13 protein-coding genes are annotated in these 19,469 nt (G+C 73.9%); 8 read left to right on the top strand and 5 right to left on the bottom strand.

Features of this window, described 5'->3' with window-relative positions; genetic code table 11:
* The first annotated feature begins 140 nt into the window (after window positions 1-140).
* The 7 genes from HET64_RS04330 (at window position 141) to HET64_RS04300 (ending at window position 8,914) form a co-directional block, all read left to right on the top strand.
* Window positions 141-1,784, top strand: a complete 1,644-nt coding sequence (locus HET64_RS04330) for an ATP-binding protein (RefSeq protein WP_215102473.1) — start codon at window positions 141-143, stop codon at window positions 1,782-1,784.
* The gene (locus tag HET64_RS04325) at window positions 1,781-3,700 is read left to right on the top strand and encodes a GTPase (RefSeq protein WP_215102470.1); all 1,920 of its coding nucleotides are present in this window, start codon (window positions 1,781-1,783) and stop codon (window positions 3,698-3,700) included. The genes HET64_RS04330 and HET64_RS04325 overlap by 4 nt, the downstream gene beginning before the upstream one ends.
* 134 nt (window positions 3,701-3,834) lie before the next feature.
* Window positions 3,835-4,296: a single-stranded DNA-binding protein gene (locus tag HET64_RS04320; RefSeq protein ID WP_215102468.1), complete on the top strand. Its 462-nt coding sequence runs from the start codon at window positions 3,835-3,837 to the stop codon at window positions 4,294-4,296.
* Window positions 4,297-4,495: 199 nt separating this feature from the next.
* Window positions 4,496-5,983 (top strand): Cys-Gln thioester bond-forming surface protein, encoded by a 1,488-nt coding sequence (locus tag HET64_RS04315; protein WP_215102466.1) that lies wholly within the window; start codon window positions 4,496-4,498, stop codon window positions 5,981-5,983.
* A 125-nt stretch (window positions 5,984-6,108) separates the two neighbouring features.
* Window positions 6,109-7,773, top strand: a complete 1,665-nt coding sequence (gene ettA / locus HET64_RS04310; protein ID WP_215102464.1) for an energy-dependent translational throttle protein EttA — start codon at window positions 6,109-6,111, stop codon at window positions 7,771-7,773.
* A 5-nt stretch (window positions 7,774-7,778) separates the two neighbouring features.
* Window positions 7,779-8,201: a thioesterase family protein gene (locus HET64_RS04305; protein WP_030077631.1), complete on the top strand. Its 423-nt coding sequence runs from the start codon at window positions 7,779-7,781 to the stop codon at window positions 8,199-8,201.
* Window positions 8,198-8,914: a hypothetical protein gene (locus HET64_RS04300; RefSeq protein ID WP_215102462.1), complete on the top strand. Its 717-nt coding sequence runs from the start codon at window positions 8,198-8,200 to the stop codon at window positions 8,912-8,914. The genes HET64_RS04305 and HET64_RS04300 overlap by 4 nt, the downstream gene beginning before the upstream one ends.
* A 33-nt stretch (window positions 8,915-8,947) precedes the next feature.
* On the opposite strand, the gene HET64_RS04295 is transcribed toward HET64_RS04300, so the two are convergent.
* The 5 genes from HET64_RS04295 to HET64_RS04275 form a co-directional block, all read right to left on the bottom strand.
* Entirely contained in the window at window positions 8,948-10,495 is a 1,548-nt protein-coding gene (locus HET64_RS04295) for an alpha/beta hydrolase (RefSeq protein ID WP_215102460.1), read from the bottom strand.
* Between the two features lie 99 nt (window positions 10,496-10,594).
* Window positions 10,595-11,599, bottom strand: coding sequence for an ABC transporter ATP-binding protein (locus HET64_RS04290; protein WP_215102458.1), 1,005 nt, complete (start codon window positions 11,597-11,599; stop codon window positions 10,595-10,597).
* Complete coding sequence (locus HET64_RS04285) at window positions 11,596-14,463, bottom strand: ABC transporter permease (RefSeq protein ID WP_215102456.1); 2,868 nt, start codon at window positions 14,461-14,463, stop codon at window positions 11,596-11,598. The genes HET64_RS04290 and HET64_RS04285 overlap by 4 nt, the downstream gene beginning before the upstream one ends.
* A gap of 1 nt (window position 14,464) precedes the next feature.
* Window positions 14,465-17,755, bottom strand: a complete 3,291-nt coding sequence (locus HET64_RS04280; RefSeq protein ID WP_215102454.1) for an FtsX-like permease family protein — start codon at window positions 17,753-17,755, stop codon at window positions 14,465-14,467.
* Between the two features lie 203 nt (window positions 17,756-17,958).
* Window positions 17,959-18,363, bottom strand: a complete 405-nt coding sequence (locus HET64_RS04275) for a globin (protein WP_003969111.1) — start codon at window positions 18,361-18,363, stop codon at window positions 17,959-17,961.
* Window positions 18,364-18,472: 109 nt separating this feature from the next.
* On the opposite strand from HET64_RS04275, the gene HET64_RS04270 reads away from it, so the two are divergent.
* Window positions 18,473-19,468, top strand: coding sequence for a methyltransferase domain-containing protein (locus HET64_RS04270; protein ID WP_215102452.1), 996 nt, complete (start codon window positions 18,473-18,475; stop codon window positions 19,466-19,468).
* The last annotated feature ends 1 nt before the right edge of the window (window position 19,469 follow it).

Raw genomic sequence — 19,469 nt, 5'->3', positions numbered from 1 at the left:
CGGGTGTTGTGCACTCGTTATGCCCCCGCCCCACTCGTCCCCTCTGTCCTGACTCTGTCCAGAGGGTGGAACCGCCGCGCAGAGAGGGCTATACGCTTCAAAAAGTATCTAAAATTGGGCATTCTTCGCATGTGGTGACCATGGACGTACGGCCTCAGCTCATCGACGCACTTTCCGCCCTGCGCGACCGTGTCGCCGCCGTGCGTCTTCCACTGCCCCTGCCGGGGGCCGAACGCGCCCGGCAGACCAGGGTCGAACTCCTCGCCCAGCTCGACGACTACCTCCTGCCACGCCTCAAGGACCCCGAGGCGCCGCTGCTCGTCGTGATCGGCGGATCCACCGGGGCCGGGAAGTCCACCCTGGTCAACTCGCTGGTGGGATGCCGGCTCAGCGAGGCCGGGGTACTGCGGCCCACCACGCGGACCCCGGTGCTGGTCTGTCACCCGGACGACCACCACTGGTTCGCCGGGGTGCGGGTCCTGCCCCAGCTGACCCGGATCTGGCTGCCGCCGGGTCAGACGCCCGACCCGGACGGGCTGGACGACCTCGCGGCCCGGGGCGAGGACGGGGAGACCGCACTGCGGGTGGAGACCGCTCTGAGCCTGCCCCGCGGACTCGCCCTCCTGGACGCCCCCGACATCGACTCGCTCGTCGTACGCAACCGGGTCCTCGCCGCCGAACTCATCTGCGCCGCCGACGTCTGGGTGATGGTCACCACCGCCTCGCGCTACGCCGACGCCGTGCCCTGGCACCTGCTGCGTACCGCGAAGGAGTACGACGCGGCCCTCGTCACCGTCCTCGACCGGGTGCCCCACCAGGTGATCGCCGAGGTGTCCCGGCAGTACGCGGCGCTGCTGACCCGGGCCGGACTCGGGGACGTACCCCGGTTCACCATCCCGGAGCTGCCCGAGTCCGCGGGCGGCGGCAGCGGACTGCTCCCCACCACCGCCGTCGCCCCGCTGCGCGCCTGGCTCGCCCACCGGGCCCAGGACCCCGCCGCCCGGCAGCAGGCGGTGGGGCGCACCGCGTCCGGCGTCATCGAGTCGCTCAACGTGCGGATGCCCTCACTGGCCTCCGCCGTCGCCGCCCAGTACGCCGCCTCCGTACGGCTGACCGGGGTGGTCCAGGACGCGTACGGCAAGGAGGCCGCCCGGATCCGGCGCCGCCTCCAGAGCGGTGCCGTGCTCTCCGGGGACGCGCGGACCCGGTGGCGCGGCTACCCGCTCTACAGCTCGCCCGAGGAGCTCCTCGAAGCCCTCGTCGACAGCCTGGTGGCCCTGCTCCAGTGCTCGGTCTCCGCCGCCGACGAACAGATCCGCACCCAGTGGCGCCGCGAGCCCGCCGGGGGTCTGTTCCGGTTCGAGGACGCCGGACGGGAGGCCGGCGGCTGGGGGCCCGCCGAGGACATCGAGGGCCGGATCTCCGTCGCCGTACGCCGGTGGCGGCGGGTCCTGGAGGAACTGGCCGAGGAGGAGGTGCGCCAGCTCGAACGCAATGTGGCACCCGCCCCCGAGACCGTCGCCGCACTGCTCGCGGCCGCCCTCCTCGGCGGGCGGCGCGCCCGGGCGGCGGGGGAGCAGCTCGCCGAACGCATCGGTGCCCAGGGCGCGCTGCGCCTCCGCGACAAGGGCGGTGAGCTGCTGACGACCTACCTCGACCAGGTACTCGGCGGCGAACGCGACCGCCGCCTCGCCCCGCTCGACGCGCTCGACGTCGCCCCCGAACCCCAGGCCGAACTGATCGCCGCGCTTTCCGTACTGCAGAAGGAGAGGTGGCAGCGATGACCGCCGTCACGGACCAGGACAACAGCAACGGCAACGGCAGCAGCGGCAGTGACGGTGGCGGTGTCGGCAACGGTGGCGGCGGTGCGAAGCCGGACGGGGAGGTGGCGGGCCGGAGCGGGGGCGGGCGCTGGGACGACGGGCTCATCGCCCGGCGTGCCGCGGCGGCCGAGGCCCGTGAGGCCGGGGAAGCCGCCCCCCGGGCACCCGCCGAGGACGACGTGGAGCCGCAGGTCGAGGCGTACGTCCCCTCCGGCGGGCCGCTGCCGCCCCGGCTCGACGCCCTGCGCGAGCTCGTCGGGCTCTCCCGCGCCCGGCTCGACCGGGACACCCTCGCCGAGGCGGGACGCGTGCTGGACGAGGCCGCCGCCCGGCAGCGGCTCTCCTCGCGGCACACGGTCATCGCCGTCGCGGGAGCCACCGGCAGCGGGAAGTCGACCCTGTTCAACGCGCTCGCCGGAGCCCCGATCTCCGACACCGGGCTGCGCCGGCCCACCACCTCCCAGCCCATCGCGTGCAGCTGGACCGACGGGGCCGCCGGACTGCTGGACCGCCTCGCCGTCCCCGGCCGGCTGCGGCGCAGGCCCCACCCCGGTCCCGCCGCCTTCGACGAGGCGCTCCAGGGACTCGTCCTGGTCGACCTGCCCGACCACGACTCGGCGGCCACCGAGCACCGCGACCAGGTGGACCGGGTGCTGGCCCTGGTCGACGCGGTGATCTGGGTCGTCGACCCGGAGAAGTACGCCGACGCCGCCCTCCACGAGCGCTATCTGCGCCCGCTCGCCGGGCACGCCGAGGTCACCTTCGTCGTCCTCAACCAGACCGACCGGCTGCCGGGCGAGGCGGCCGACCTCGTCCTCGACGACCTGCGCCGCCTCCTCGACGAGGACGGCATCGCGCTCGGCGAGCACGGCGAACCCGGTGCCACCGTCATGTCCCTGTCCGCGCTCACCGGCGACGGAGTGCCCGAACTCCGCGAGATGGTCGGCCGGTTCGTCCAGGACCGCACGGCCGCCACCCGCCGCCTCTCCGCCGACGTCGACGCGGCGGCGGCCCGGCTGCGCCCGGTCTACGTGGCCGAGGGCCGGCCCGGACTCGGCGAGCTGGCCCGCGACGAGTTCACCGACCGGCTGGCCGAGGCCGTCGGCGCGGCGGCCGCCGGAGAGGCCGCCGAGCGGGAGTGGCGCAGGAACGCCGGGCGGGCCTGCGGGACGCCGTGGCTGCGGCTCTGGCGCTGGTACGAGAACCGGGGCCTGCCCGGCAGCCTGGACCGGATGGGCCAGGCGCTGACCCCGCCCGAGGAGGAACCGACGGCCCGGCAGCGGGTCGAGCAGGCGGTGCGGATCGTCGCGGACGACGCCGCCGACGGGCTGCCGGGACCCTGGGCGCAGGCGGTGCGCGAGGCCGCGTTCAACGGGGCGAAGGGGCTGTCCGAGGCGCTGGACGAACTCGCGGTCAAGGCCGGGACCGCCGGCGCGTCCAAGCGGGGCGGCGGAACGGGGGCGGGACAGGGGGCGATCGCCGGAACCCCGCTCGGCGGCCGTCCGGTCAAGCCGCCCCGGCCGAAGTGGTGGCCCGCCGCGGTGCTGGCCCAGGTGTCGATGACGCTCCTCCAGATCTTCGGCGGCCTGTGGCTGGTCGGCCAGATCATCGGCGTCCTGGAGCCGGGGCTCGTCACGCCCGCGCTCATCATGCTGGCCGGAGTCGTCGGCGGCCCGCTCGTGGAGTGGTCCTGCGCCGCGGCCATCCGGGGACCGGCCAGGCGGTACGGGCAGGACGCCGAACGGCGGCTGCGCGAGGCGGCCGCCGGATGCGGCCGGGCCCGGGTGCTGGATCCGGTCGCCGCCGAGCTGGTGCGCTACCGGGAAGTGCGCGAACGGTACGTGGCGGTGACGGAGTTCTCCACAACCGGCCGGTAGTCCACAGGCCCCGACGTGATTCCCGCCCGGCGTCCACCATGGAGTCCGCACCCCACCGGCGCCCGCGGAGGTACGAGCGGTGCGATGCGGTACGAGCGGTGCGATCCGGTACGACAAGGAAAGCGGGGCGGGAAATGAACGAGACCTTGGTGACACTGGTGGGTAACGCCGCGACGGCGGTCGAGTTCCGCGAGACGGCCACCGGTGGAATGGCGCGATTCCGTTTCGCCGTGACTCCGCGGCGCTGGGACCGTGAGAAACAGCTCTGGGCCGACGGCCGCACCAGCTTCTACACCGTCTGGTCCTGGCGGACGCTCGCCGCGAATCTGGCCGGTTCCGTTTCGGTCGGCGAACCCCTTGTCGTGCACGGCCGGTTGAAGGTCCGTGAGGAGGAACAAGCCGGTCAGCGAAGGACGTTTGTCGATGTCGAGGCCGTCGCGGTCGGCCACGACCTGAGCCGGGGAACGGCCGCCTTCCGTCGAGCGGCCCGAGCGGAACCTGTTCTGACGGAGCGTCCGGAAAGTGTCACGGACGGCGATGCGCGGGAGTCGCCGAAACAGCGGGAACACGTCGACGCAATGGCCGCGGTGTCCTGAAAAGGCCGATCGCCGACAAGCGCTGCCGGCCGTCGCGCGATAACGATTCCGATTCGGAATGGTTGTGCAAGGGCAGTACGGGGGACTGCCCTTGCCCCGTTCTTTAGGATTCCCAGTGCTCACGGGTCACTTGGGTCTGCTGGCGAGGCATTCCCCACACGCGCACCATGCGCGAGGGCCTCGCCCGGAGGGGAATTCTGTGTTTTCTGCGTCTTCAGCGTCCGCTGCGTCGTCCGGCACGACAGGGGCGCCTCCCGGCCGCGGCATCCGCCGCCCGGTCGCCGCGCTGCTGCTCTCCGGTCTCGTCGCGGCTGCCGCACTCGTCGGCGCCGGACCGGCGGCGGCCGACGACCCGGGCCGGCACCACGGCGGCGCGGCCGCGGTGCTCGACGGGCTGAAGACCTTCGACAGCGCCGTGCTCCGCGTCGCGGGGGAGGGCGGCGCACCCGACCGGACCCAGGTGCTGCCCGCCGGACTGTTCGAGATGACCGTGGACGGCGGCGGCAAGCTCAAGACCTACTGCATCGACCTCCACAACCCCACCCAGGACCAGGCGAGGTACCTGGAGACCCCCTGGGCCGAGACCTCGCTGAGCACCAACCGGAACGCGGGGAAGATCCGCTGGATCCTCCAGCACTCCTACCCCCAGGTCGACGACCTGGCCGCGCTCGCCGACGCGGCCGGCACCGGCCCGCTGACCGAGCGGACCGCCGCGGCGGGGACCCAGGTCGCCATCTGGCGCTACTCGGACGACGCCGATGTCACGGCCTCGGACAAGCAGGCGGAGAAGCTCGCCGACTGGCTGCACCGCAACGCGCGCGAGACGAAGGAGCCCCGGGCCTCGCTCACCCTGGAGCCGGCCGCCGTCTCCGGCCGGGCCGGTGAGCGGCTCGGCCCCGTGACCGTCCGCACCGCCGCGGACCAGGTCTCGGTGTCGCCCCCGGTGGACGCGGCGGTCAGCGGCATCGCGGTCACGGACGAGAAGGGCGCCCCCGTCACCGCCGCGGCGGACGGGGACCGGCTCTACTTCGCCGTGCCGAAGGACACCGCCGACGGCACCGCCTCCCTGACCGTCCAGGCAACCACCTCCGTGCCGGTCGGCCGGGCCCTCGTCGGGACCGGCCGCACCCAGACCCAGATCCTGGCCGGCTCCAGCGAGTCCACGGTCTCCGCGCGGGCCGGCGCCACCTGGGCCGAGAAGGGTGCCGCCCCCGCACTGACCGCGCGGAAGAACTGCGCCGAGGGCGGTGTCGACATCACGGCCGCCAACCGGGGCGACCTGCCCTTCACCTTCGAGCTGGCCGGAACCGAGCACACCATCGCCGCCGGGGCCACCCGCACGGTGACGGTCCCCGTCGCCGAGGACCAGGCGTACGACTTCACCATCACCGGGCCCGGCGGGTTCGCCAGGACCTTCACCGGGGTGCTGGACTGCGCCACCAGCGGCAGTGTCCTGGACCGCGAGGGCGCGGGCGACGCGGGCAACGACATCGGCACGCGGAGCGCCCAGCAGTCCGTCCCGGCCACGACCGGCTCCGCCACCTCGGGGCCGGCGGGCGACCTCGCCGAGACCGGTGGCTCCAGCGCCACCCCGATGCTCGCCGCGGTCGCCATCGGACTGCTCGTCGTGGGCGGCGGCGCCGTCTTCCTCCTCCGCCGGAAGGCACCGCACTCCGACGGTGAGTGACCAATCGCACGCGGGAAGTGACGTCGCTCCCGTGTCGGTCCCCGGACGGGTTTCCGTCCGGGGAGGGCTGTCAGGCAAGATGGGGTGTATCTGCCCACACCTCTATTGCTGCCGGACGGTTTCTCTTGGCTGAGTACATCTACACCATGCGCAAGACGCGCAAAGCGCACGGCGACAAGGTGATTCTCGATGACGTCAACCTGAACTTCCTGCCCGGCGCGAAGATCGGTGTCGTGGGGCCCAACGGTGCCGGTAAGTCCACGGTGCTGAAGATCATGGCGGGCCTGGAGCAGCCGTCCAACGGTGACGCCTTCATCTCGCCCGGTTTCAGCGTCGGCATCCTCATGCAGGAGCCGAAGCTGGACGAGGAGAAGACCGTCCTGGAGAACGTCCAGGACGGCGCCGCCGAGGTCATGGGCAAGCTCAAGCGCTTCAACGAGGTCGCCGAGCTGATGGCGACCGACTACTCCGACGCGCTCATGGACGAGATGGGCAAGCTCCAGGAGGACCTGGACCACGCCAACGCGTGGGACCTGGACGCGCAGCTGGAGCAGGCCATGGACGCCCTGGGCTGCCCGCCCGGCGACTGGCCCGTCACCAACCTCTCCGGTGGCGAGAAGCGCCGCGTGGCGCTCTGCAAGCTGCTCATCGAGGCCCCGGACCTGCTCCTCCTCGACGAGCCCACCAACCACCTCGACGCCGAGTCGGTGAACTGGCTGGAGCAGCACCTCTCGAAGTACCCGGGTGCCGTCGTCGCCGTCACCCACGACCGGTACTTCCTGAACAACGTCGCCGAGTGGATCCTGGAGCTCGACCGCGGCCGCGCGATCCCCTACGAGGGCAACTACTCCACGTACCTGGAGCGCAAGGCCACCCGTCTCAAGGTCGAGGGCCGCAAGGACGAGAAGCGCCAGAAGCGGCTCAAGGAGGAGCTGGAGTGGGTCCGCTCCAACGCCAAGGGCCGCCAGACCAAGTCCAAGGCCCGACTCGCCCGGTACGAGGAGATGGCGGCCGAGGCGGACAAGATGCGGAAGCTGGACTTCGAGGAGATCCAGATTCCGCCGGGCCCGCGGCTCGGTTCCATCGTCGTCGAGGTCGAGAACCTCTCGAAGGCCTTCGGCGACAAGGTCCTCATCGACGACCTGTCGTTCACGCTGCCCCGTAACGGCATCGTCGGCATCATCGGTCCGAACGGCGCGGGCAAGACCACGCTGTTCAAGATGATCCAGGGCCTGGAGACGCCGGACAGCGGCGCCATCAAGGTCGGCGACACGGTCAAGATCTCCTACGTCGACCAGTCCCGCGCCAACATCGACCCGAAGAAGACCCTCTGGGCCGTCGTCTCGGACGAGCTGGACTACATCAACGTCGGCCAGGTCGAGATGCCCTCGCGCGCCTACGTCTCCGCGTTCGGCTTCAAGGGCCCGGACCAGCAGAAGCCGGCCGGCGTCCTGTCCGGTGGTGAGCGCAACCGCCTCAACCTGGCGCTGACGCTCAAGGAGGGCGGCAACCTGCTGCTCCTCGACGAGCCCACCAACGACCTCGACGTCGAGACGCTCTCCTCGCTGGAGAACGCCCTCCTGGAGTTCCCGGGCGCCGCTGTGGTCATCTCCCACGACCGCTGGTTCCTGGACCGCGTCGCCACGCACATCCTCGCCTACGAGGGTGACTCCAAGTGGTACTGGTTCGAGGGCAACTTCGAGTCGTACGAGAAGAACAAGATCGAGCGGCTCGGCGCGGACGCGGCCCGCCCGCACCGTGCCACGTACAAGAAGCTCACGCGAGGCTGATCGTCTTGGCTCGTCACCTCTACAGCTGCCCCCTGCGCTGGTCGGACATGGATGCCTTCGGCCACGTCAACAACGTGGTCTTCCTCCGCTACCTGGAGGAGGCGCGCATCGACTTCATGTTCCGGCTGGCGCCCGGGGACGGCTCGCCGTCGTTCTCGGGCGGGTCCGTCGTGGCCCGTCACGAGATCGACTACGTGCGGCCGCTGGTCCACCGGCACGAGCCGGTGACCGTCGAGTCGTGGGTCACGAAGATCGGTGCCGCGTCCCTGACGATCGCCTATGAGATCAAGGACGCCGACCAGGTGTACGTACGCGCCTCGACCGTCGTCGTGCCGTACGACCTGGCGGCGGAGCGGCCCCGGCGGATCTCCGCCGAGGAGAAGCTCTTCCTCCAGCAGTACCTGGCAGAGGAGCCCGCCGCGGCATGACCGTGCCCGTGCAGTCGCTGCGGTTCGCCGACGCGAGGGAGGCGGCGGATCTCGCCGCCTTCCTCGGCCGGCTGCTCCACTACGACCGGGCCGCCGCGGTCCGGTTGCAGGCGGGCGGCGGCGACGCACTGGCCGTGTTCGGCCGTCCGCCCTCCTTCGAGGTCCTCGCCGTCCGCGCCGCCCGCCTGGCCCGCCCCGAGACGCTCGACGTCACGGTGTCGGCCGGGGAGCTGCTGGAAACCCTCGACGTGCCCGCCCCCGGCGACCCCGCGGGTGCCCCTGAGCCGGGCGCCGGTGCGCTGCCCGCCCCGGTCACCGGGCCGCCCTGGACCGGTGTCCTGCCGCCCCGGGGGCCCTGGCGGGAGCAGCCGGGACTACCGGGGCCTGACGCCCTGCGCGCCGCGCTGGACGGAGCCGTCACCGAATTCCGCACCCGGGACGAGGCCCTGCCCGAGGAACGGCGCACCCGTGCGGAGCGGGACCGTATCGGCCGGGAGATCTGGTCCCGGCCGGTCGGGACCACGGATCTTCCGCTCCGGGCCGTCCACGCGGCCCAGTCCCTCGGCTTCCTCCGGGCCGACCCGCGGTTCCCGGTGTCGCTGCTGTCCTCGGGCAGCTGGCTCCGGCTGCGGACCCCGTACGGCTCGATCGCCCTGCGCCGCGCGACGAGCGGCGAGCTCGGCGCCCTGCCGTTCACCGTCGGCCCCCGCTGAGCCGAAGGCCCCGCGCCCCCGGACGCCCGCTGATCATCGCTCGGACCTCCCTGCGGCGCGGCAGGTGAGGTCGTGCGCGGGCAGGGTCCCGTCGCGCAGATAGTCGTTGACGGCCCGGTCGGCGCAGGGCACCGGCCGCAGCCCGTCGGTTCCGCGCCCGTAGACGCCGTGCGCGCGGATGTCCGCCGTCACCAGCCGCGAACCGGTCAGCCTGCGGTGCAGGGCCAACGCCCCCTCGTACGGCACGTTGTTGTCGCGGCGGGCCTGGAGCATCAGGACGGGCACGTCGTTGCCGATCGGCGTGCCGGGCTCGGCCGGTTCCGTCTCCCAGAACGCGCAAGGGGCCGTCATCCCGTTCACGAACGGGCCAAAGACGGGCTGCTCGGCCCGGCTGCGCAGGGAGTTCTCCCAGTACGTCTCCGGGTCGGGCGGCCATCCGCCGGCCGGCCAGCCGCCGTCCCCGCACATGAACACCGCACCGCCCAGCATGCTGTCCGCGAGCTCGGGGGAGGCGAGCATCTCCAGCATCGCGGCCAGTTCGGGGCCGGGCTCGACCGGCTTCCCGGCGGCCGCGTCCACCAGGTCCCGTACCGTACCGGCGAGCGCCGCGTCGTACTCCTCGTGCTGGATCAGCTGCCGGAGCACGAGCCGCAGGACGGGGGCGTCGAGCCGGACCCCGGCGACGGGCACCGGGCGTCTCTCCGCCCCGTCGAGGAGCCGCTGCACACGGGCCCGCACCTCGGCGGCCGTGCGGCCCAGGGCATAGGCGCCGTGGCGTCGGGCGGTCCAGCCGGCCCAGGCGTCCAGGGCCTCTTCGAGCGGCTTCCCGGCCGACCGGAACAGCTCGTACTGGGTGGCCGTCGGGTCGGTGCTGGAGTCGATCACCATCCGGTCCGTCCGCCTCGGGAACAGCTGGGTGTAGACGGCGCCCAGATCGGCCCCGTACGAGACGCCGTAGTACGAGAGCCCGCGCTCGCCCAGCGCCGCCCGGATCACGTCCATGTCGCGGGCCACATTGCGCGAGGAGGCGTGCGGGAGCAGCGTGGTGTTGTCCCCGTACCGGCCGCAGCGCCGCGCGGTGTCACGGGCCGCTCGGACCGATCTGTCGAAGTCCTGGCGCGCGGAGGTGACGGGACCGGGCGGCACGGCCGGCGCCGCCGGGGCGCAGCCGACCGGGGTGGAGTCGCCGAGGAAGCGGGGATCGAAGCCGATCAGGTCGTAGCGGTCCGCCACGTCACCCAGCGCCGGTCGCAGGCGCAGGGTGTTGTCCAGTCCGGCCCCGCCCGGTCCGCCCGGGTTGGAGAGGAGGATGCCGCGACGCCGGGAGGGGTCCGCGGCCTTGATCCGGGAGATGGCGACCTGGATCGTGCGGCCGTCGGGATCGGAGTGATCGAGGGGCACGGTGACGTCGGCGCACTGCGCGCCCGCCGCGTTCAGCTCCTCGTACCGGTCCGGGCAGGGGCCCCAGTCGAGGTGGTGGCGCGCGGGGGAGGGCGACGGGGAGGCGGCGGTCGCGGGCACCGCCCCCGCGAGCAGACCGGCCAGTCCGAGGCCGGCGAGGTACAGCGGGGCGACGCGCATGGCGCTCCTCGGAACAGGGGGAATGACCTGATCGACGCTACGGGCGCACCCGATGCCGCAACCATCCGGACAGCCCCCCGAACTGTCCTGGTGCCGGCCCTACTTGCCCGGCTCCTCCGGGGCCGCTCCGTGCGCGTCCGGCCAGACGCCGATGTGGTCCTGCTCCAGCTCCAGCAGCACCCGGTGCTCCATGCCCAGCGCCTGCGTGTAGTCCGCGGGCAGTTGGAGCCGTCCCGCCCGGTCGAGCATCGCGTACTCCCGGGCCACCTGCGACTCCTGGCCCGTCGCCGCGTCCACCTCCGTGCGGCGCAGCACCTCGGAGGAGGTACGGCCGTCGCGGATGGCGACCGTGCGCCGCACCTCGTTCGCGACCGCCTGGTCATGGGTGACGATCACGATCGAGGTGCCCAACTCCTCGTTGGCGCGCCGGAACGCGGCGAAGACCTGCTCCGCGGTGGCCGAGTCCAGCTCACCGGTCGGCTCGTCCGCGAGCAGCACGGACGGGGAGTTGGCCAGCGCCACCGCGATGGCCACCCGCTGCTGCTGCCCGCCGGACAACTGCTGGGGGCGCCGGTCGCGGCAGTCCACAATGTCGAGCATGGTGAGCAACGACTCGGCGCGGGCGGCCCGTTCGCGCTTGCCGCCGCCACCGCGCAACTGCATGGGCAGGGTGATGTTCTGGATCGCGGTGAGATACGGGAGCAGATTGCGGGCGGTCTGCTGCCAGACGAACCCGACCACGTCGCGGCGGTAGCGCAGCCGTTCCTTCGGGCCCATCGACAGCAGATCGCAGCCCGCGACCTTCGCCGACCCCGCCGTCGGCACGTCCAGGCCCGCCAGGATGTTCATCAGCGTCGACTTGCCGCTGCCCGACGCCCCCACCAGAGCCATCAACTCGCCCTCGGTGACGAGCAGATCGAGGCCCTGGAGGGCTTGCACCTCCACCCCGTCCGTGGTGAAGATCCGCACCACGCGGTCGCAGGCGATCAGCGCGTCGTGCCCGTAGGAAGGGCGGTCCCGGTGGGCCGCGGCCCGCTGCTCCAGCTCCGCCAGCGTCGTTTCGGCCGCGCGGGCCGTGCCTTCCGTCTCGGTGGACGAGGTCATCGGGAGTCTCCTGCCCTGAGTTCGGTGATCGATCCGCGGCGGCTCGCCCACCACGCCTGAACGCCCGCCACCGCGGCGGCGAGCGCCACGACCCCGGCGGCCGGGAGCGCCAGCGACCAGAGGTCGGTGCGCAGGAGGACGGGGCTCGTGTCCGATCCGGCGACGCCCGCGAGCGCCAGCGGGACCAGATCGACGCCGGGGGAGAGCAGGGCGATGGTCGCCCAGCCGGTGAACAGACCGCCGCCCGCCGCCAGCAGGGCCTGCGGCGTCGCCTCGAAGGCCAGCAGCCGCCTGCCCTGCCCGGTGGTGAGCCCCATCGTGCGCAGCCGTGCCAGCAGCGTCTTGCGCTCCGGCGCGGTCTGGAGCAGCGACAGCAGTACGGCCAGCAGCGCGTATCCGGCGCCCGCCGCGACGGCCGCGAGGTAGATCCGCTCGGCCCCCGCCTGCATCGGGGTGTTCACATACCGCGCGCGCTCCTCGGAACGCAGCTGTACGGCGTACTCCTTGCCGCTTCCCTCGACTGCCGCGTGCAGCTTCCCGGGGTCCGGGGCGCCGGTGAGGAGCAGCGTGGTGGGCGCCCGCTGCTCCAGGGCGGCGGAGTTCACGATCAGGAAGTTCGTGGTGGAGACCGAGGCGACGCGCGGGGTGGTCCCCACGACCTGGACCTTGAAGTTCCCGGACAGCGTGTCCAGCGCCTGCGGCTCCTTGCCCAGGCGGGCCGCCACCGCCGGGGAGGCGATGGCCGGCAGGACGCGCTCCGGGCCGGACCCCGTGCCCTCGGGCAGGGGGGCCGAGGGGCCGGTGGCCTTCAGCCGTGCGGCCGGGAAGGCCGGCAGCCCGGTCGCCCGGGCCAGCTCGGCGTACCGGGCGGGATCGACGCCCACCATGGCCGCCGCCCCCACGTCCTCGGCGCTGCCGCTTCCCGTGCCCGTACTCGTACTCGTATCCGTACCGGCGCTGTCCCCGTTCGCTCCGCCGTCCCCGGCCACGGGCTCCGGCAGGGCCACGCTGTGTTCGATCCGCAGCGGTGCCGCGCCCCGTACGCCGTCCAGGTCGCGCACCGTGCGGACCAGCCCGTCGGGCAGCGTCGTCCGCTCGCTCACGCCGCTGATCCTGGCGTCCGCGCCGACGGACGCCAGCGCCGCGTCGTCCCGCGCGTCCCCGATGCCGGCGATCACCGAGCCGCCGAACGCCGCCGTGGCCAGCGCCAGCAGCAGGGCCAGCAGCGGCAGCGCCCCGCCGGCCGAGGAACGGCCGGCGCGGGCCAGCGACAGGAAGCCGATCGCCCCGCGCAGCCGGGCCATCGGGCGCGTGGCGAGCCGCAGGGGCAGCGGGTAGAGGCGCACCAGCACCAGCGCCGCGATCAGCGCGACCAGCACCGGCGCGGCGCTGACCAGCAGGTCGGTGCCGCCCTCGGACGACGTACCGCGACGCCGCAGCGCCGTCACCGCGCCGACCGCCAGCACGAGCAGGGTCAGTTCGGCCACGGTCCGCCGACGCGAGGGCCGGGCGCTCACCATGTCCTCGCGGGCCCCGTGCAGCAGGGGCCGGATGTGCTGGAGCGTCGTCCGCAGCGGCAGGGCCACGCACACCAGGAGGCCGACGCCTGCGGCCGCCAGCGCTCCCGGCCACCACCGGCCCTCGCCCACGGCCAGCACCGCGAGCAGCAGCCCGAGCGCGGTCGCGGGCAGCACGGTCACCGCGGTCTCCGCGAGCAGCCGGCCGCCGATACCGCGCAGCGAGCCGCCGCGTGAGCGCATCAGCGCCAGTTCGCTCCGGCGGCGGGCGGCGATCAGGGCCCCCGTCATCAGCAGTACGACGGCGGCCACGGAGCCGATGCCGAGGGCGGCGACCGCGATCACGGGACCGATCGCGTCGCGCATCCGTGCGTTGGCCTCCACGACGTGGCCGAGTCCGGTGGCGAACACCGCGGTCTCGCCGGCGGTCTCCCGCACCTTCAGCAGCCCGGGGCCGCTCTCCAGAGAGGCGATGACGGACGTCAGCCGGGCGCCGTCGGGGCCGGTCAGCCCGGCCGGGTCGGGCGGGATCCGCCAGAAGAGGACGGGCTCGGTGGCCGTGCTCAGGAGCGCGGGACCGGCGTCCTCGGCCAGCAGGACGGTGCCGGTCCAGTAGTACACCGGGAAGGGGGCCTCGGGGTCCGGGACCAGGGACGGGGTGCGCAGCAGCGGATCGGCGGACCAGTACCCGCCGCGCGGATCGCGCGGGGACACGATGCCGGTGATCGTCACGGTGATCGGTTCCTGGGCCGCGGTGAGCAGCTCGACGGTCGCGCCGACCTTCACCTTCAGCTCGGCCGCCGTCTCCTCGGTGACCGCGCCCTGCACCTCACGGGAGTCCGATGTGACCTCGCGCGGCGTCGTCGGCCAGGCGCCCGAGGCCAGGGTGGCGTGGTCCTTCAGGCCCGACTGCGCCACGTAGGAGAGCCGCGGCGGAATCGCGTCGGGCCTCGGCAGCCAGGGCTCGTCCGCGAGGGCCGGCTTCGTGGTGCGCACCCCGTACGCGACCGACGACGTGTCGGCGCGCAGCGGTGCGGGCAGCGCCTTCACGAGCCCGGTCCCGACCCGTGTCAGCTCGGGGCTCCGGGCCTCGGCGTCCCGCTCCGCCTGCGGCAGTTCCAGCCCGGGCTGCGGGCGGGCGACCTCCAGAACGCTGCGGCTCCCGTCCGCCGACCGGATGTCGTGGCGCAGCCCCTTCGTCTCGTACGCGTCCACGGCCCGCGGGAACGCCGCGGCGAGGAACGCCGTCACCAGCACCAGCACCGCGAGTGCCGCCGCCGCACCGGGCGCGGTACGCAGCCGGGTACGGATCCACGGGGCGGTGGCCGCCCGGTTGTCGTGACGCATGTCAGTGGTCCCCCTGGTGGCGCAGTGTGACCGCCGGGTCCCCGCGGCGGAGCGCCATCGTCGCGACGATCACGAGCGGCAGCGCGGCGACCCCGGCCAGCAGCGCGCCGACCTGCCCGGCGGGCAACTCGACCAGCACCGGTGGAACGGGCCGGTCGGCCTGTCCGGTCAGCACGATGAGCGGAACGACGGCCCGGGTCAGCACCGTGCCGATGCCGAGCCCGATGAGCAGCGCGAGAGCGATCAGTACGCCCTGCTCGGCGGCGATCATGCGGGCCAGCTGGCGGCGCGGCGCGCCGAGCGCCCGCAACACGCCCAGCTCGGCGTAGCGTTCGCGCCGCGACCCCGAGGCACTGACCGCGAAGCCGACCGCCGCCAGCGCGGCGGCGACCACCGCCACGGCCGGCAGCGCCGACTGCGGCCCCGCCCCCAGCGGATCGTCCACCAGCCGCTGGGCGGCCTCCGCCCGGACCAGCACCTGGGCCGGATCGGTGTCGGGAAGGGCGCGCAGGGCGGCCGCCACCTTCGCGGCGTCGCCCGGGGCGGCGCTCAGCCACCATTCGGTCGCCTCGATCGTGGCGGTCGGCCGGTGGGCCAGCACCTCGGTGACGGCCTTGAGGTCCAGCAGCAGCGCGCCGCCGCTCGCCACCGGGTCCGGTGAGCCGGACGACCCGTCGGCCCCGGTGGTCGGCAGCCGGCGCACCGTCTGGGCCAGGGTCACCCGGACGGTGTTCCCGGCCAGGGTGACGTCGATCTCGTCGCCCAGTTTCGCGTTGGTGCTCTTCAGATAGGCGTCCGTCGCGACCGCCTTGACCGCGACGGCCTTCGGCCGGGCGGCGGTGACCCGCAGGGCGCCGCTGGTCGGCTCCCAGTTGTCCTCGTTGTCCACACCCGTGTCGTACGTGAAGTCCGGCAGGCCCGACGCGCCGTTGCGCACCGGCGGCTTGCCCGGCCGGTCCTCGCCGTACTCGGTGAGCGTCATGGCCGCGTCCCAGCGCAGCGACTCCGGGGCCGGCACCGGGCGTTCGGCGCCCGACCCGGCGACCACCCGCACGTCGCTCACCGAGACCCGGTGCTCGCGGGCGTAGTCGGACGGCGCCGCGGCGTCCACCTCGATGCCGGTCACGGCCAGACCGCCCGCCGCCGACACCGGGAAGGACACCGGGACCGGCCGTCCGTCCACCGGCACGGGACCGGCCAGGGCGCGGTAGGGGAGACCGTAGCGGTCCTCCAGGAGGACGGTGACCACCGGCGGATCCGGGTCCGGGTACAGGCTGTCCCCGGAGGGCTTCGACACCGTGGCGATCCGCAGGTCCAGCTTCAGCCGGGTGCTGTCCTCGGGGAGTACGAGCCCGGGGCGCGGGGCCCGCTCCGGGGCGATGGCCCCGAACAGCTCCCCGGGGCTTCTGTCGGCGAGGTCGGAGCGCATCAGCATCCGCTCGTCCGCGTGCGCGGTGTCCAGGGCGATGACCTCCGCGGTGCGCCCGCCGGAGACCTCCACGTCCGCCCGGTAGGCGGGGGCCGCCTGCCGCACCCCCTCCAGTGCGCTGTAGGAGCCGGCCGTGGCCGGACCGCTCCCCTGCCCGCCCACGAGCCGGACCGAGGCGCCGGAGCCGAAGTCCGCCTGGTCGGACTGCGAGCGGTTCCAGGAGGCGCTCTGCCCGATCGCCAGCATGCCCATCGCGACCGACAGGACCAGCAGCAGCACCGGCCCCGCCCCGCGCAACGGGCGCCGGCTGAACTGCCAGCCCGCCAGGGCCGCGGGCAGCCCCCGGCCCTTGGCCGCGCGCCGCTCGGCGAGCTTCGCCGCGGGCGGCAGCAGGCGCAGCGTGAGGACGGTCCCGGCGAGCAGCGCCAGCGCGGGGGCGGTGACCAGCAGGGGGTCGATCCCGAGGTTGCCCGCTCGGTCGCCGCTGAGCGCCCCGCTGCCGGACTGCCGGTCCAACTGCCAGTACGCCACCGCCGCGACGAGCAGCAGCCCGAGGTCCGCGCCCGCCCGCACCGGACCGGGCAGCGACGCGGCCCGGGTCCTGCGCCCGCCCGCCCCGGCCGTCAGGGACGGAGCCACCACGGCCAGGGCGCAGGCCAGCGCGACGGCCGCGGAGACCAGCCACACGGTGCCCGTCGAGGCCTCCTGGACCTTCAGCCCGATCCGGGCCAGGGCGCTGCGCTCGGCCAGCAGCCCGGTCAGCGGGCCCGCGAGCAGGGGGGCGACCACCGCGGCGGGCACGGCGAGCAACAGCGCCTCGATCGCGGCGAACGAGGTGATCCGGCCCCGCGAACCGCCCCGGGCCCGCAGCAGTTCGCGCTCCCCGTCACGCTCGCTGTTCAGCAGCCGGGCCACGAGCAGCAGGGCGTACGCGGCGAGCAGCACCAACTGCACCGCGACGATCATCAGCGTGGAGCGGGAGACCAGCAGCGCCCGGTCGAGCTGGTCGAGCACGGTGGGCAGCGACGTCCGCGCGGTGACCCCGGAGGCGAACACCGGTGCGGCCGTCAGTGCCTTCGGGGCACCGGCCGACGCCTCGCGCAGCCCCTCCATGGAGCCGGTGGTCAGCTCGGCGAAGTCGGCGGACGCCAGCCAGGAGGTCTCGCCCTCGGCGAGCACACCGGAGGCGAGGACGGAGGGGTCGGTGAGCAGGGGGCCGTACGTCGTGAAGGCGAGCTTGCGCACCCCGCGCCCGCCGAGCGGGTCCAGCTGCCAGTACGGGTCGGACTGGTCGGCGGCCTCGTAGACGCCGGTGACCAGGACCCGCTGCTTCTTGTCGCGCAGCCGGTCGGTGATGGTGAGCCGCGCGCCCGGCTCCAACTCCAGCGCCTCGGCGGCCACGACGGGCAGCGCGACCTGGACGGGGCCCGCGCCGTCGGGGGCCGCGGGCGCCTTGCCCCCCGTGATCCGCACCCGGCTCGGGTCGAGGGCGGCGAAGTGGGTGAGGTCGGGCTCCTTGCCCCGCCGGGCGGCCGGGTCCTGGAGGCTCCGCGGCAGCGCGTACGACCCCGAGCTCTCCAGCTTCCCCACGGTCACGGGCAGCCCGTCGAAGGCGTCGCGGGAGGCCTTGCGGACGGCTTCGTCGGCCTCCGCGCGCTGTTCGTGGTCCACGGACGCGGAGACGACGAGGGCGGCGGAGGCGGCCGACCCGTGGGTGAGCGAGTGGCGCAGGGCCGCGTCGCCCACGGAACCGGAGAACGCGGTGAGCGCCGCCAGGACGGAGGTGGTCAGCAGGACGGCCAGGACGGCCGCGGAGAGCAGGAGGCGATGAGCCCTCACCCGTAGAAGGACGAAACCCGTCACCTGATCCCCCAGCCCCGGAAACACCGCGTGCGCACGCCCCCCGACGTACCGGTGATGTTTTCAGAGGCGACAGGGTTCTGGTAACCGCTTACAGCTACACCTTGATGCGATCGTGATCGTTATGCGGAGGTGGAGTGCCGAATTCCGGAGTTGTCCGGTCACGGATCGTGCACAGGTGATCAGTTTGGCGCTGTTGGCGGTGATCAGTCGGCGGTGTTGACCATCGAGGCGGCGGCATAGGTCAGGTAGTCCCACAGCTGCCGCTCGTGCTCGGGCGCCAGCCCCAGCTCGTCCAGCGCGACCCGCATATGGGCGAGCCAGGCGTCGTGCGCCGCCCGGTCCACCCGGAACGGCGCGTGCCGCATCCGCAGCCGCGGGTGACCCCGGTGGTCGCTGTAGGTGCGCGGGCCGCCCCAGTACTGCATCAGGAACAGCGCGAACCGCTCCTCGGCCGGACCCAGATCCTCCTCCGGATACATCGGCCGCAGCAGCTCGTCGCCCGCCACGCCCTCGTAGAAGCGGTGGACCAGGCGCCGGAAGGTCGCCTCGCCGCCGACCTGCTCGTAGAAGGTCTGCTCCTGAAGCGTGTCGCGCGGAATCTCAGTCACCCGTCCATGGTCGCAGACGCGCCGACCGAGGACGGGGGTCCGGGGGCCAAGGGCCGAAAAGCCCGCCCGGCCGCTCGCCCGCGCGGCCCCGGCGCAGGACAGTGGAGGCATGGGTGCACACCGGCAAGGCTCCTCCCCGCCCGACGCCGAGGCCGACGCGGCGCGGGCAGCCCTCGTGCGGGAGATCGCCGCGCGGGGCGAACTCACCGACCCCGCCTGGCGCACGGCCTTCGCCGAGGTGCCCCGCCATCTGTTCGTGCCGTTCTACTACGTGCACGGAATCCGGGGCTTCGAGCGCCTCTGGGGCGAGGACCCCGACCCCGAACGGCGCTCCCGCTGGCTGCGCGGGGTGTACGCGGACGGGGCGCTGGCCACCCGCCTCAAGGACGGCGAACTCGTCTCGTCCTCCAGCCAGCCGTCCCTGATGGCCCTGATGCTCGACGCCCTCGGCCTACGGGACGGGCACACGGTCCTGGAGATCGGCACCGGCCCCGGCTACAACGCGGCGCTGCTCGCCCACCGGCTCGGCGACTCCGCGGTGACCAGCGTCGACCTCGACCCGGAGATCACCGAGTCGGCCCGGGGTCACCTCGCCGCGGCCGGGTACCACCCGACGGTGGTCACCGGCGACGGGGCCCGGGGCTGCCCGCGGCACGCCCCGTACGACCGGATCATCGCGACGTGCACCCTGCCGTCCGTACCGGGGACCTGGCCGGAACAGTGCCGTCCGGGCGCGCGTATCCTCGCGCCGCTCGCCACCGGCCTGGTCCTGCTCCAGGTCCGCGCGACGGAGCACGGCCCGCGCGCCGAGGGGCACTTCCTGCACACCCCGGCGTACTTCGTGCCGCTGCGCGGGGCGCTCCCGGGGCCCGGCGTGCTGCCGCACCTGGGCGGACTGCCGCGCCGGGTCGCCGGGGACGACCTGTTCCGGTTCCTCCTGACCCTGACCGCGGGCACCCTCGATCCGCACGAGGCCCTCTCCCTCTGGGAGCGCGAGGAGCGCCCGCGGCGGGAGAGGTACGGCATCACGGTCGGCCAGGGCCGGCAGTGGGCCTGGCTGGATGACCCGCAGGGCCCGTACACCTGGCCGCTCGCCGCCGGGTGAG

Source organism: Streptomyces sp. McG3, from assembly GCF_018619185.1.
GTDB lineage: Bacteria > Actinomycetota > Actinomycetes > Streptomycetales > Streptomycetaceae > Streptomyces.
Note: the sequence above shows the minus strand (reverse complement) of the source record. Positions and strands in the feature narration are given on the sequence as shown.